This window comes from Photobacterium phosphoreum, assembly GCF_002954725.1.
GTDB classification, from domain to species: Bacteria; Pseudomonadota; Gammaproteobacteria; order Enterobacterales; family Vibrionaceae; genus Photobacterium; species Photobacterium phosphoreum.
In genome coordinates this window covers 158,804-171,934 of sequence record NZ_MSCQ01000002.1, presented here as the reverse complement: position 1 = coordinate 171,934, position 13,131 = coordinate 158,804, and the positions used below count along the sequence as shown (strand labels likewise).

Below are 13,131 nucleotides of genomic sequence, written 5' to 3'. Positions count from 1 at the left end.
GAGAAACGAGGCTATCCGTGATCTACTCAACGCATGATTGAGCCTTAAAGACACCAGTGAAGCACATTAAATTTTATGATGTAGCATAGGACAACTATTGAATGGAATTTATGGGTGTCCTATCTTTTGTCCATGCAGGGACTAATGTAAACGCTTTTAATACTATGACAATTGAATGCACTATTTTGAAAAAACGAATTCCCACCACCTAAAACAGCGCTAGGCCTTGTCCTGTAAGGGCTATCTACTTTAGACACACAGTAAAATAGGACTAAAATACAGGACAGCCATATCTTTACAAATTTTATGGCTGTTCTATATTTTTTGCATTTCTTCGCATTCAGCAATAATTGGCATTCACTCAGCCCAATATCCGTCATCTCGAAAGTCGAGAAACGAGGCTATCCGTGATCTACTCAATGCGTGATTGAGCCTTAAAGACGCCAGTGAAGCACATTAAATTTTATGATGTAGCATAGGACAGACATAGGGACAGCCATATCTTTGCTTCGAAAACTCAACGCGCTGTGAGTTGATTCCTTATTGCCCTCGCAGGCATTCACGGCAAATAATGACGGTATTATTATCAGTCAAATCTAGTGTGATTTTATGGCTGTCCTATGTTTTTTCTATGTTTTTTTACGGATTATAGAAACACAGTACACCCATATCTTTACTTCGAAAATTCAACACGCTGTGAGTTGATTCCTTATTGCCCTCGCAGGCATTCACGGCAAATAATGACGGTATTATTATCCGTCATATCTAGTGTGATTTTATGGCTGTCCTATGTTTTTTTGATGTTTTTTTTGCTGAAATCGAGGAAATATTGATGAAGATTTAAACCTTTTGCAGCTTCCTTCACAAAAGATTCAAGTTCTTGCTTGGTCTTAATTACCTATTCTTAATATGATTAAGTTAATAATTGGCAATTACACATATATTTGGACAGGGTTGGAAAAGTTAATTAATACATTATTTATATGTAACCGTTTTATTATTGTTTATCTAATAGGCCACACTCGTGACCTTTTTATCTATAATATTTACACGTATAGGTACAAAATAGTTAATTATTTTATACCACTGAATTATCTTATTTAAAATAATGCAAATAGGTGTTTTTCGCATCTTGAAGTTCATCTATCGCTTCTTGTAGTTTCCTCTCTTTCTTATTGATTTTATTTTCTTTTCCACTCTCTTTTGCTTCTATTAATTCTTGTTTTCTCTCTTCTACTTTTTTCTCTTTATTCGCTACTTTTTTTAATTGTTCAGCTTTTAGTGATTCATCTGTACAGTTATCATCAACCTCTGCTAATGCTTTTTGTAAGCCCTTAAGCTGGTAGGTATTGTTATATTCTTTGGCGTAGCTAATTTGAGTCTTAATTTCTTGCTTTTTAACCGAACAACCAGTGATTTCAGTAGCTTGAACTGTCGTTGAAAGTAAAAATATAGTCATCAGAATAGTAGGTGTAGCGATATTTTTTAACATTATTACCTCTAGTAATTAAATGTATCATAGTTAATATTTTACATTGGGATTACATTTATCAATTGTTTTTTATATAAATATCTAAAATTTAATAAGCCTCATTCTATAACTAATCAGAATAAGGCTGTAATCACAACATTGGATTTTTAATCATGGTTTAGATCAAACCAAGCTCACGCAAGCGTTCCATTAAATAGCTATGTGCCGTGTATTTTTCAGAGAGAACAACGTCAGGTTTTGGATGAAGGAACAGTGGTAATGATATACGTGATTTCGCTTTATCTGCACCTTCTGGATTGATAACGCGGTGAGTCGTGGATGGAAAGTAGCCATCTGATGCTTCTTGTAACATATCACCAATATTAATGATTAAATTACCAAAATCACAAGGAACATCCATCCAAGTACCATCTTTAGCAAGTACTTGTAGCCCCGGTTCATTTGCTGCAGGTAAAATAGTCAGTAGGTTTATATCTTCATGCGCACCCGCTCGAATCGCCCCTAATTGTTCATCACCGTCTAATGGTGGGTAATGAAGCACCCGCAACAACGTCTTGTTACTTCCATCGATCATGCTTGAAAGTGATTGAGAATATTTTGCGGAAATGGCGTTAGGTGAATATTCTTCAACCCAAGCCAATAGTTCGGTTGCAAGCTCGTTAGCTTCTTGATAATACTGCTGTATTTCTTGCTTGAGCTCAGTCGGACATTGACCCCAAGGGTAGTAATGAAAATATTCTTTAATGTCTTTTTGAGTGTGTCCTTTTGCCGTTTCTGACACCTCACTTGAAAAAAAACCGTCTTGCGTTTCAACATTAAAATGAAAATCAGATTTTTCTACACTATTGAAAAACTTATACCAATTATCATAAATATTTTGGACTAATTTTTGCTGAATCGGGTGATTTTTAAGTACACCAAATCCTGTATTACGCAGAGATTCAACAAATAACTGTTTCGCATTCTCTGCGGTGTAATCTACAGCTTCTAGTTTCATTGCTATTATTCCTTACTTTCTTTTTTATTATATTATTAGACGTTTTGCTGAGCGCGAGCATTCTATTTAAGAAAGATATTTATAACAAGGATACACCACGCAAATACGAGAGAAAGGCACTATTCTCATTGCTAATAAGGTCAAATGACACTAAGCCAACGGTCACCTAATTAGGTGACCGCTTCTATATATTTCCCCTGATCGAATGAAACAATGAGCGTTAACTAAGTTCTGGATTTTTACGATTTTTAAAATCAATCAAGACACCCATTACTAACACAACAACACTCACCAATAAAATAGATTGGAATACGTGATGATATTGTGCAGCAGAAGCAATGAGATCGAGTGTTGTTCCTTGAGGAGTATTGGTTGCTGTTAGCTCTGCAATGTTTGCCGCTAAATAATTAGCAATAGAGCCACTGATTAGCATGTAGATACCAGCCATCGTACCTGTTGCACCACGTGGGTTCATACGAGTAATTGCAGCAAGCGCGACGGGATCAATAAATAACTCTGCAATACCAATACAGAACAGTCCTATAAATAACCATAGGAAGGTTGTTTGTCCACTGACCATCGCTAATTTTGATGATAGTGTAATTAAACTAAACCCAGCAGTTAACAATAATAAGCCCATGTTCAATTTTGTTAGCGTACGTACTGATATTTGACGTGAAGCCAGCACTTTCCATAGCCATGTTATTGCAGCACCACCGATAATAACGGCAATAGGATTTACGGATTGAAAGAAAGCCGTCGGAATATGATAACCCAAGAAATCAGTATTAATATTACGTTCAATAAACAGACTAATTGAGCTACCACCCTGCTGATCAAAGGCCCAAAATACCATACCAAATATCATAAAATACATAATAGAATGTAATTTCTTACGATCATCACTGCTGCTCTTACGGTATAAGCCAATCATTTGAAAGACTGAGAACGCAATTATTGTTGCTAAAATATAACCTGCTAACGCGTCTTTTAATACAAAGACTAAGCCAACCGCTGTTGCAATAAAAGCAATTAGAATCAATAGCCAGTGACTGATCCCTGCCGTTTTACGTGTTAACGCTTCTTTATTTACTTTTTGTACGTGAGCAAAATTATGACGACCAAAACTAAAAATGATAAGGCCAAGGAACATACCAATACCCGCTAAACCAAAGCCGATATGCCATCCCCAACGGCTCGCAGCGTAACCACAAAGCATTGGAGCCAATGCTGCACCAATATTACCGCCAATATAAGAAATAGAGAAACCTGAATCACGCGCACTTTCATGGCCTTTATATAACTCACCCAATAAACAACTTGAATTCGTTTTAAAAAAACCATACCCACAAATAATTAATGTTAGTGCTGAGTAAAGTGTAATATGATCATCACTTGGAATGCTGAGTACAGCATGACCGGCAACCATTAATAGTGCACCAATAACAACAGACCAATAATTACCTAAATAGCGATCTGCTAAATAACCCCCTAAAATGGGTGTCACATAAACTAAAGACGTATACGCACCATATAACGCATAAGCATGTTCATCTGACATTAAAAGTTTTTGGGTTAAAAATAAAATAAGTAACGATCGCATGCCGTAATAACTAAAATATTCCCACATTTGAATAGCAATTAGGTGAAAAAGCCCTTTAGGCTGCGAGGTAATTTGCATGGCGACTCCATATGAATAATAATGTTAGAATTTTGCATTTAATCCCTTAAATACAGCTTAACTATGAATATATATACAGCATTTATATTCATGCTCAAGAGAATTATCCATACTTTTTCAGTATCTTATATTTTACATTATATCTTCCGAATATTAATAACATTGAGTTTCATATTAAATCACACACAATAAAAAGCTATTATGCCGCAATCAGATTTAAATAAATTCAAATAGCTACTTAATTAACGTAGCCGCAATGTTATCTATTTATGAATGCTAATATTTAATAAAAAAACAGGAAAAAATATAGGACACCCATAACTATACTCTTTAAAATTTCAACATACTGTAAATAGATTTCCTATCGCACTCGCAGCCATTCACCGAAGGAAATGACGGTAATTTTAACCGTCACATCTAATCCAATTTTATGGCTGTCCTATGTTTTTCTCGTTACTATGACAAATAGTGGATTTAAAAATTAAATATATAACCGCGCTCTTCTAAACGTTTTTTGCTTTTTTGTAAACGAGGCCAAAGTGCATAGCGTTCAACCCCAAATGGGTTATTGTTCTTATTTTCGTTATCATCGTTATCTTCATTATCAACGAATTCCTGAACATTTTGGATATACACGCGAGTCTGTTTAATAAACATCGATGATTTAGTGGCTAATGAACCCTCAGACTCTGGACGCGAAATAATTTCTGGCTTTAGTGTGTAAAAATCCGTTGGATTGTTCATTCTGTTATAAACCTATTTAATGAGTAAAGTGTGGTTTCAATGTACCTATTAATGCGAAATATATCACGCTCGTATGAAAAACCGCAGCAACAAAAAAGGCGTTAGCAAACTTTACTCTGCTAACGCCTTAAATAAATAGAACATCATATTACGTATGACGCACATATTTACGTTTAATGATTACGCTTGGTTTGACTATTCATCAATACCGCAATCAGTACAACTTTGCAGTACGATTTCGTGTTCAAAGACGGCTTTATCGCTACCGCCAGCTAATAGCTCTGCGATTTCATCTGCGACTTCTTGATCATCTTCAGCTTTAATGTGATTCGCTAGTGCTTCTTCTGAATAACCGTAGAAATTCAGTAATAAATAATCACGTGCTTCGTCTTTGGTACAAGTAACGTTGACTGAAAACTCTTGTTCAACATTGCCTTGTGCGATAATCGCACTCACTTGCGCTAGAACATCATCTTTCATCGCTGCCGTTAACCAACCAAGATCAATGCTTACTGTGTTTTTTTGACAGTTGAAACAAGGAAGTTTATGAAAGTAGTATTGAAAGTTAGTCATAGGTAATTTCTTCTTTAAATGTTATATGGCACGATTATGAGCGTTTTCTCACAAAATACTACCTCAATAGGCATTGAAGACTAGATTACTGTGGATAATTGAAATGACGATATAGCGCGAAGTCACTCTTTTTATTCACAATAATGCATAAAAACAGAGCAGCGTTAAGACAACACTGTTATTTCTTTGCAATTAACGTTCACCCACGTATATTCTGCTCAGTTTGTTAATTTTAACAAACCCAATCCATATCACCTTCTCAAGGCATAAAGGAGTATGCAATGCATCAAAAAATAACGTCATTACTCATTATTGATCCTCAATATGACTTTTATAATGTTCCACAAAACGAACAGTTCACTGTCAATTCTGACTTAGAACAACAGACGATTTCCCCCGCACTTCCTGTTCCTCATTCATGGGAAGATGCCAATAGACTGGCTACATTTATTCATAATCAACAAAGCCACATTAACAATATCGTTGTGACGCTCGATAGCCATCATGAATACGATATTGCTCATTCCATTTATTGGCAAAATAAACAAGGTGAGCATCCCGCCCCCTTTACGCTAATTAGCCACCAAGATATTGTTGAGGGTATATGGCAACCCACTGAATTAAAAATGCTTAACCATGTGCTTGGCTATACTCAATCATTAGAACAAACAGGTAAATACTGCCTTATTATCTGGCCAACTCACTGTGTTATAGATTCAATAGGACACAGTATTGTTGCCCCTATTGAGGCTGCAATTAATGCATGGGAAATACAGACCGCAATTCACCATCAGATCATTTCAAAAGGTGAAAATCCACATACAGAACACTATGGTGGTTGCGAAGCTGAATACCCGTTTATCGATGATGCAAAGACTCAATTTGATCCACAATTAGTTGATCTTGTTAAAAGTAGTGATCACGTCTTTATTTCAGGGCAAGCCCTATCACATTGTGTCGCAAGCACTGTCGAGCAAATTGTCGCAAAGCTATCACCTAACGATATAAATAAATTAATAATCCTGATTGATACGACCAGCCCTGTCGCTGGCTTTGAGCAACAAGCAAAAACCTTTATTGATAATATGACAAATTTAGGCGTGAAGATGACAACAACAACTGACGCTATCATTGGTTAAATAATACATATTAGGCAGGAAGATGAATAACATAAAAATAACGGCGACCTAATTAGGTCGCCGCTTGTTTCGTACTTTTCAATAAAAGAGGGGATCAGCGATAAATCTACTCACTCGACTCTTTAATTATTTTAGCTTCTGTTCAATAAGCATTTTGGTATTATCTAGCCACTCATAGCGTCGACGATACATTGCACGTTTAGGGCGTGAAATATCTTCAGGATTACGGCGAATATCATCAAGGGTTAACTGATATAAATGTTGATCAAATTCAGTACCACCTAATGCTAACCAATGTTTATCATAATCCATCTTAATTTTACCAGTAGCATAACGCTTAGCTGAATAAGTATGCGAACTGTTTTTAATAGCAAGTAACGTATCAACATCCCAAGTATTAGCGATAAGTGTGATCATTTTAATCATTAAATCTTTTGGACGCTGCCCAAATAACGCTTTAGTCAGTAATTTGATTTTTTGATTATTTTCAGGGCTACTAGCCGGACCTTGTAAACCACCAATGATTAATTGACGCTTCCCTTCTACATTCCGAATGGCAAATGTAAGAGTATAAAAGTTTTCATCGACATCATTAAAGAGAGTTAAACTCATATCACCCTCTTTTTGATAACGAGAGTAATAAGTCAATTTAAAAGAGTAATCAACATCATCAACTGTAAAGTCACATAATGTTAATCCATTACTATCTTTATATATAGCATCGCTAATATGTGGCGGTAATTTAGACACAAAATCAAAGTGCTGTACGACAAATTGTGCGCGTTCAATAGCACTTGTGCCATAAATCACATAAGGACGAAATGACTTCTCTAAAAAACGAGAATTACGCTGGCATAAAGTATCGAGCAAAAAAGGGTCAATTCCAGAAGTGATATGCTCAAATGCTTTATGATAGTACATTGCACGAAGAATAAATTTTACTCGATAACGCCATAACGGTGAATATTTAGCAGCTTGACTATCAGGATAAATAATTTTTGCATGGTTATTAAGAGAAGTATTTAACTTTATCATACTGTTAATTCTTTTGTGGTACACTAAGTATACCATTATCGATTAGTTGTATTTTTTATCAATCGATTTATACCATAAAGATATCTTATTGATGCATATTATACCTTAAAGCCTAAAAAAAACCCACTTTAGAGGCTTAAATCTAAAAAATCATCTTTTCACAGCAATCAATCAAATTCTAGCGGATAGACTTCATTCTCCAAGCGCAATGGCTTAGAAAAATAAAAACCCTGAAAGTATTCAATACCGATCGATTTGAGCAATGTCAACGTTGCTTCCTTTTCAACGCCTTCAGCAATAATATTAAAATTCATGCTCCAAATAAATTCAAACAGAATCTTTATTGATTTAATTAATTCTGGGTGATTTTCAATATCTCGAACTAATATTCTATCCAATTTGATAAAATTAACATTTTTAAGATTGATTAATCGTCTTATTGAAGAATAATCACTGCCAAAGTCATCGATACTGACGCTAATTCCAATCATTTTTAATAAATTAATATTTTCATTACAAATATTAAAATTTATTATTTTATCGCCCTCTAATATTTCAAATTCAATATGTAAGTTTAATTCACTTATAGTTTCAATGTTGATATTACTCAATATTATAATAGTTGACATAAATCTAGCACTGACATTAATCGATATTACTTTATCTATGACTTCTTTATCAGATATTTTCGACAAGCTATCAATAACACTGTTAATAATAAAATAATCAAACTTATTATCACCACTATTCTTATCTACGATTAAAAAAGGACAAACTAAACCTCCATTATTATCACTCCTTAATAAGGCTTCATAACCAAATAATAAATCATTGTGGTACTTAGGCTGATACATAAAAAATACATTACTATGCATACATTTACTGATTCCATCTATTAAAGATATAATATTACTGTAATATATACCAAAAACGAATCATACTACAAGAAAATAAATATAATGTTATATATACTTTTATTGCAGTTAACATAATAAATTATTATATTACTCATTTATTTCTTATATCAACAACAGTTATCACCCCATTACTGGTGATAGTAAAATTAACATATTACACTTTCAATTAACATTAGTTAAAAATATAACTCAATCTCTTAAATAATAAGGGTAATACACCACTATTAGTTACGTATTCATACTCTTGAAGGGAAACAGTTAAGACTTTATAAAGCGGTATTTTAGGTTATATAATGCTCTATATTATCAGTATTATTATAGTGAAGTGGTCAAGTAATTAATAGCTGTAATAACAAAGACATCATTAAAAATAACCAATGAGGACGGTATATATTGATATAACGTTAAATAAAATCATCACCAAAACCCATACTCTTATTCATTAAAAATTGAATTTTGGTGATAATAAAAAAGTAATAACTATTCTAATTTATGCGTTATTCTTTTTCGGTGTACCAACAATAGCACCAAGAATAATACCGTAAACCATATGTCCCATTAAAGCGACCATTGACATTGGCATACTATGGAAAAATAATCCTTTGCCTGCCATTGGTATCACAACCGTCATCGCAATAAGATAAATAGGAATTAAAAAGAGTAGACCGCGCAGCCAGCCAGAACCTGGTAATCGACTATACCCAATCAATAAATAACCAATAGGAAATACAATTGTACCTACCATAAAGTGCATCATAAGACCGATGCTTTCAGATGTTCCCAGCATATGAGCAATAATCGCAGCAACATCCATTGAATGACCAATAAGATGCGGTGCTAGAAATTTACCCATTAAAGTAAAAGCGAGTGTTCCTAAAAAACCACCAACTAACGCTTTTACTACATTACCTGTACTTATATTGTCTTTAAACATACTGCGACCTAAAGAATGATTGAATATGTTTAAAGCATAGACCTTCCTCTTACTGGAAGGTCAATATGATTATGCGGTAAAACGAATAATAACGCAGTTAATCATGCCTATATCTTATACAATAAGAATACAGTCATTATCTAATACTTATTCAAGCGCAACAGATTGAAACAATCACTTCAAGTTGGCTATTCTTAAAAATACATCCTATAACGAATAAAGTTATACCTACTTCACCCATTTAATGTAATGAACAATAGATATTTCATTGCCTATTTCACAAAACATCACATTTGTTGGCGGTTTTTCCTCATTTATAGTGTAATTATGCTTTATGTTTTTTTTATGATGTCTATCTATCGTGATAATTGAATTTTTAAGAAATCCTAAAAATACCGGCTCTATCATATCGAGCAGTCAATTTTTAGTTCAAGAGATGATTTCACACATATCACCAGAAGGCACTGTTATTGAATTAGGTGCAGGTTCTGGTGTGATCACGCGTAAACTTGCTACCGTTCAATCAGTCGATACTATTTATGCCTATGAAAATAATTCTATTTTTTATAAATCCCTAACGAAAATAAATAAAACGATTTGCGTATCAGACCTTTTTACAATGAAAGAAAGGCATCAACATCAAAAAGTGAAAACTATCATTTCTAGCATTCCTTTCGTGAACTTTAGTACCGACACTAGAACCAAAGCCTTGCATGATATAAGTGCGGTATTAGATCATGGTGGCAAGTTGATCCAATATACTTATTTAAATCGATGCCCATTTGGAGCAGAAAATTTACACAACAATAAACTTATTCTGACTAAGATAAAAAAAGTCTGGCTTAATATTCCACCAGCCACTGTGTTTGTTTACGAAAAAGACGACAGTTTATAATCTATTGTCTATATAAAACGCCAGTAACCTAGCGATAAAACATCAAGCGGCTACTTAATTAACGTAGCCGCAATGTTATCTATTTATGAGTGCTGATATTCAATAATAGTTTGACGGTATAAATCTAATAATCGGCTGGCATTTACTGTCACGCCAACCTGTTGGGCTGGCATCGATGACCATTCATCGGTTTGATACCGTCTATTATCCAGTTTTTGTAAGGTCATTCCCGAAGCTGGGCCATCACACACAACCCGCACAGCGCCTTTTCGTGTGGTGAATAACGTTGGATCAATCACATAAGCAATTGCTGATGGATCATGAACATGACAACCATCCAGACCGACTTTTTGTGAATAAAAGCGTAAATAATAACGACTAATATCAAAAATAAACTCACCGACATCGCCAGCATCATGACGTAATTGTTCAAGATAAGTCGCACTAAAAAAACTTTCCTCAGTAACATCTAACCCTATTATCGTCACAGACCAAGGCGCACAAAATACAATATCCGCAGCGTGAGGATCATCATGAATATTGGCTTCTGCATAAGGGGTAACATTGCCACGGTGATCATTAACTCCAAATGCACCGCCCATTACCACAACCTCTGCCACTAAGTCGGCGATTTCAGGGGCTGCTTGTAATGCTAACGCAAGATTAGTTAACGGTCCAACAGCCACCAACGTAATTTCGTGAGGGTACGCTTTTACAGTATCAATAATATATTGATAGGCTGGACGCGAATCATGATGACCAACAAATGAATCTGGGATCTGAACATCGCCTAATCCTGTCACACCATGAACAATTTCTGTCGGCCCAACAGGCGCGCGAACCAATGGTTGACTGGCTCCTTTTGCAATGACAGCTTTCATCTTAAAACGATCTTTAAGATACAAAGCATTACGGGTGCCATTATCAATGGTTGCATTGCCAAATACAGTGGTAAGGGCAAGCAATTCAATATCAGGATGGGCTTCTGCAAATAAAATCGCCATCGCATCATCAATACCTGGATCTGTATCTAATATAATTTTCTTGGTCATGATTTGTTCTATAGCCCTTATTTAGATACCGCTGTATCGATATTTTTAGTGGAATCAAAATAGAATAAAGGACAGACAACACCGTTACTGTGATAGTTGTAGATAAATAAGTGATGCTGTTAACTTTCTTTTTGGGCTACAGTTGGTTATATTTCGATAATAACAGAAATAAATATTACGATAGAAGGTCACTTTAATAATGACAACGCATTCAATAGACATTAACCACATTGCTAAATCATTTAAAGAATTAGGTCATCCAACCCGTTTAACTATTTTTAAACGCGTCATTAAAGCTGGTTATCAAGGGATTGCAGTTGGCGATATTCAGCAGCAACTAAATATCCCAGGTTCTACCCTATCACACCATATCTCTAGCCTCGCCTCTGCAGGGTTACTGACTCAACGTCGTGAAGGACGTACCCTTTTTTGTGTGGCTCAATATGATGCTTTAACTGATGTGATCCATTTTTTACAAGATGAATGTTGTATTGACGAACAGTAACAAACAATCTCTTTATTATTCAATATATTAAACAAAGTCACTTTTTCTAGCCTTAAATAATTCCATAAATATCGAAATATAGTTTTGACAAAGATCTTTTTTGACCTTATATTTCGATAATACTAGAAATGCAGAGATAATTGATATGTTCACCATTACTTCAGAAATGATAATGAATACCCTCCATATGTTTGGTTTTCTTGCGATTGAACTGACCGTACTCTTTATTGCGATTAGCTACTTAGTCGGAGTACTACAACTGTATATTCCACCAGCAAAGATTCAAACGATTCTTAGTGGCAAAAATGGTAAAGGCTACTTTATTGCAGGATTACTCGGTGCTATTACTCCCTTTTGTTCATGTTCAACTATTCCATTTTTAAAAGGATTACTACGAGCAAAAGCCGGGTTTGGCACCATGATGGTGTTTCTATTTGCAAGCCCACTGCTTAACCCGATTATTATTGGTTTATTTGCGGTTACCTTTGGCATAAAAGTAACGGTATTTTATTTTGTGATCGCAATGGGTGTTTCTATTATTGCAGGGTATTTATTAGAAAAATTAGGCTTTGAAAAATACATTAAAGCCGAAGCTTATAGCGAGCCTAAGCCATCGTGCTGTGGATCAAGCTGTAATTCAAGCCCAAAACCGACTAATAAGTGGCTTCAAATTTGGCAAACCACATGGACAGATTTTAAAAAAGTATTGCCCTATTTGATTGGTGGTATCGCGCTAGGCTCGATGATTTATGGTTTTATGCCGACGGAATTTGTAGCAAAAGTCGCCAGTGATAATAATCCTTTTGCGATCCCTGTTGCAGCCATCATTGGTATTCCACTTTATATTCGTGCAGAAGCCGTTATTCCATTAAGTGCTGCATTAGCCGCAAAAGGCATGGGCTTAGGCGCAGTGATGGCATTGATCATTGGTAGTGCAGGAGCGAGTTTAACCGAAGTGATCTTACTCAAATCAATTTTTAAAAATCAAATGATTATTGCATTCTTAGTCGTAATTCTTGGCATGGCTATCAGTGCGGGATATCTGTATCAATTCATCTTTTAATCACTATTCAACTTTGTAATAATTATTAATCGTCCAAAAATAAAAAATCCCTCAACCTAATGCGTTGAGGGATTAATTTAAAGTACCATAAACCTGATGTTCAA

The 13,131-nt window shown here is 34.9% G+C and carries 13 protein-coding genes; 4 read left to right on the top strand and 9 right to left on the bottom strand.

Annotation, left to right across the window (positions count from 1 at the left end):
* Nucleotides 1-1,096: 1,096 nt before the first annotated feature.
* The 5 genes from BTO21_RS12895 to BTO21_RS12875 form a co-directional block, all read right to left on the bottom strand.
* Complete coding sequence (locus tag BTO21_RS12895; RefSeq protein ID WP_105026843.1) at nt 1,097-1,492, bottom strand: DUF1090 domain-containing protein; 396 nt, start codon at nt 1,490-1,492, stop codon at nt 1,097-1,099.
* Nucleotides 1,493-1,649: 157 nt separating this feature from the next.
* Nucleotides 1,650-2,489, bottom strand: coding sequence for an isopenicillin N synthase family dioxygenase (locus BTO21_RS12890; protein ID WP_045030277.1), 840 nt, complete (start codon nt 2,487-2,489; stop codon nt 1,650-1,652).
* Nucleotides 2,490-2,709: 220 nt separating this feature from the next.
* Complete coding sequence (locus tag BTO21_RS12885; protein WP_045030278.1) at nt 2,710-4,170, bottom strand: peptide MFS transporter; 1,461 nt, start codon at nt 4,168-4,170, stop codon at nt 2,710-2,712.
* A gap of 474 nt (nt 4,171-4,644) precedes the next feature.
* The gene (locus BTO21_RS12880) at nt 4,645-4,914 is read right to left on the bottom strand and encodes a hypothetical protein (RefSeq protein WP_045030280.1); all 270 of its coding nucleotides are present in this window, start codon (nt 4,912-4,914) and stop codon (nt 4,645-4,647) included.
* Nucleotides 4,915-5,109: 195 nt separating this feature from the next.
* Nucleotides 5,110-5,487, bottom strand: a complete 378-nt coding sequence (locus BTO21_RS12875; RefSeq protein WP_045030282.1) for a hypothetical protein — start codon at nt 5,485-5,487, stop codon at nt 5,110-5,112.
* Nucleotides 5,488-5,768: 281 nt separating this feature from the next.
* On the opposite strand from BTO21_RS12875, the gene BTO21_RS12870 reads away from it, so the two are divergent.
* Nucleotides 5,769-6,626 (top strand): cysteine hydrolase family protein, encoded by an 858-nt coding sequence (locus tag BTO21_RS12870; RefSeq protein WP_045030284.1) that lies wholly within the window; start codon nt 5,769-5,771, stop codon nt 6,624-6,626.
* A 126-nt stretch (nt 6,627-6,752) separates the two neighbouring features.
* On the opposite strand, the gene BTO21_RS12865 is transcribed toward BTO21_RS12870, so the two are convergent.
* The 3 genes from BTO21_RS12865 to BTO21_RS12855 form a co-directional block, all read right to left on the bottom strand.
* Entirely contained in the window at nt 6,753-7,658 is a 906-nt protein-coding gene (locus BTO21_RS12865; protein WP_045030359.1) for a VirK/YbjX family protein, read from the bottom strand.
* A gap of 170 nt (nt 7,659-7,828) precedes the next feature.
* Nucleotides 7,829-8,536, bottom strand: a complete 708-nt coding sequence (locus BTO21_RS12860; protein WP_065194193.1) for an EAL domain-containing protein — start codon at nt 8,534-8,536, stop codon at nt 7,829-7,831.
* Nucleotides 8,537-9,068: 532 nt separating this feature from the next.
* Nucleotides 9,069-9,512, bottom strand: a complete 444-nt coding sequence (locus BTO21_RS12855) for a DUF6789 family protein (protein WP_045030287.1) — start codon at nt 9,510-9,512, stop codon at nt 9,069-9,071.
* Between the two features lie 361 nt (nt 9,513-9,873).
* Between BTO21_RS12855 and BTO21_RS12850 the strand changes: the two genes are divergently transcribed.
* Nucleotides 9,874-10,407 carry a class I SAM-dependent methyltransferase gene (locus BTO21_RS12850; RefSeq protein ID WP_045030289.1) on the top strand — a complete coding sequence of 178 codons (534 nt, stop codon included), beginning with the start codon at nt 9,874-9,876 and terminating at the stop codon, nt 10,405-10,407.
* 83 nt (nt 10,408-10,490) lie between these two features.
* Here BTO21_RS12850 and BTO21_RS12845 read toward each other — a convergent pair whose 3' ends face one another.
* Nucleotides 10,491-11,459: a nucleoside hydrolase gene (locus tag BTO21_RS12845; RefSeq protein ID WP_045030292.1), complete on the bottom strand. Its 969-nt coding sequence runs from the start codon at nt 11,457-11,459 to the stop codon at nt 10,491-10,493.
* A gap of 199 nt (nt 11,460-11,658) precedes the next feature.
* On the opposite strand from BTO21_RS12845, the gene BTO21_RS12840 reads away from it, so the two are divergent.
* Together BTO21_RS12840 and BTO21_RS12835 are read left to right on the top strand one after the other, a co-directional pair.
* Nucleotides 11,659-11,964, top strand: coding sequence for an ArsR/SmtB family transcription factor (locus tag BTO21_RS12840; RefSeq protein WP_420874935.1), 306 nt, complete (start codon nt 11,659-11,661; stop codon nt 11,962-11,964).
* Between the two features lie 145 nt (nt 11,965-12,109).
* Complete coding sequence (locus tag BTO21_RS12835; RefSeq protein WP_045030294.1) at nt 12,110-13,027, top strand: permease; 918 nt, start codon at nt 12,110-12,112, stop codon at nt 13,025-13,027.
* Nucleotides 13,028-13,131: the final 104 nt, after the last annotated feature.

Bases quoted from the DNA above. Each gene is read 5' to 3' on its own strand.
- BTO21_RS12895 (WP_105026843.1), bottom strand. From the start codon at position 1,492: ATGTTAAAAAATATCGCTACACCTACTATTCTGATGACTATATTTTTA.
- BTO21_RS12890 (WP_045030277.1), bottom strand. From the start codon at position 2,489: ATGAAACTAGAAGCTGTAGATTACACCGCAGAGAATGCGAAACAGTTA.
- BTO21_RS12885 (WP_045030278.1), bottom strand. From the start codon at position 4,170: ATGCAAATTACCTCGCAGCCTAAAGGGCTTTTTCACCTAATTGCTATT.
- BTO21_RS12880 (WP_045030280.1), bottom strand. From the start codon at position 4,914: ATGAACAATCCAACGGATTTTTACACACTAAAGCCAGAAATTATTTCG.
- BTO21_RS12875 (WP_045030282.1), bottom strand. From the start codon at position 5,487: ATGACTAACTTTCAATACTACTTTCATAAACTTCCTTGTTTCAACTGT.
- BTO21_RS12870 (WP_045030284.1), top strand. From the start codon at position 5,769: ATGCATCAAAAAATAACGTCATTACTCATTATTGATCCTCAATATGAC.
- BTO21_RS12860 (WP_065194193.1), bottom strand. From the start codon at position 8,536: ATGCATAGTAATGTATTTTTTATGTATCAGCCTAAGTACCACAATGAT.
- BTO21_RS12855 (WP_045030287.1), bottom strand. From the start codon at position 9,512: ATGTTTAAAGACAATATAAGTACAGGTAATGTAGTAAAAGCGTTAGTT.
- BTO21_RS12845 (WP_045030292.1), bottom strand. From the start codon at position 11,459: ATGACCAAGAAAATTATATTAGATACAGATCCAGGTATTGATGATGCG.
- BTO21_RS12840 (WP_420874935.1), top strand. From the start codon at position 11,659: ATGACAACGCATTCAATAGACATTAACCACATTGCTAAATCATTTAAA.
- BTO21_RS12835 (WP_045030294.1), top strand. From the start codon at position 12,110: ATGTTCACCATTACTTCAGAAATGATAATGAATACCCTCCATATGTTT.